This is a genomic window from Micromonospora sp. AMSO31t (assembly GCF_008868175.1).
In the GTDB taxonomy this organism is placed as follows: Bacteria; Actinomycetota; Actinomycetes; order Mycobacteriales; family Micromonosporaceae; genus Micromonospora.
Window position 1 is genome coordinate 1 of the sequence record NZ_WBKT01000309.1, and the last position, 1,039, is coordinate 1,039.

The window sequence follows — 1,039 nt, forward strand, 5'->3', positions numbered from 1 at the left end:
TACCCGGCGCAGCCCGACGGCTATCCCGCGCAGGCCGAGAGTTACCCCGCCCGGATCGAGCCGGCGCGGATCGAGCCGGCCCGGGTGGAGTGGCGCGCACCGGGACCGGAGGCCGAGCTGGAGCGGGCGGCCGGGGTGCTGCGCCGCGAGCTGGGCGGGCCGCGGGTGCTCGCCTTCGCCAACCCCAAGGGCGGGGTGCACAAGACCACCGCCACCGTGCTCGCCGCGGCCACCGTGGGCAGCGTCCGCGGGCGCGGGGTGCTGGCCTGGGACGACAACGAGCTGCGGGGCACCCTCGGCCTGCGCGCCGGCAGCGCCCGGCACGCCCGCACGATCCGGCACCTGATCCACGACCTCGCGCAGATCGAGATCCTGGAGGGCGCCACCCTCCTGGAGCACCTCGACGACTACCTGCGGCACGCCTCCGACGGCTCCTACGACGTGCTGGCCGGCGAGGAGAGCCCGCGCTTCGCCCAGCGGCTGGACCAGTTCACCGTCAAGCGGGTGCTGGAGCTGCTGCGCCGCACCCACGACGTGGTCTGCGTGGACACCGGCAACAACGTGGAGAGCCCCAACTGGCGCACCGTCATGCAGGCCGCCGACCAGCTCGTGGTGACCACCGTGCCCCGGGAGGACGCCGCGTTCAGCGCGGACTGGATGCTCGACCTCCTGCACGAGGAGGGCATGGGCGAGCTGGCCGACAACGCGGTCACCCTGATCTCCTGCCCCACCCCCGGTCGCACGGCGCTCCAGGACGACCTGGAACGGCACTTCGCCACGCGGACCCGGGCGGTGGCCGTGGTGCCGTACGACCCGGCGCTGGAGACCGGCTCCTCGATCGAATACCACCAGCTCCAGGCGGAGACGCGGCAGGGCTGGCTCCAGGCCGCCTCGGTGATGCTGGAACCGTTCGCCCGCTGACCGCCACCGCCGCCCCGCGCCGGCCCGCCGCCTGAGAGGATCACCGGGTGAGTCCGGACACCCCTGATTCCGAGCGGGCCGGCGGCGGTCCCGGCGCGCCCGGCGACGCCGCCCGCTC

General features: G+C 75.0%; 1 protein-coding gene. It reads left to right on the forward strand.

Going from position 1 to position 1,039, the window contains the following annotated elements:
* Positions 1–921: AAA family ATPase (locus F8274_RS30680; protein ID WP_225854058.1), on the forward strand; the 921-nt coding region annotated here is incomplete at its 5' end.
* Positions 922–1,039: the final 118 nt, after the last annotated feature.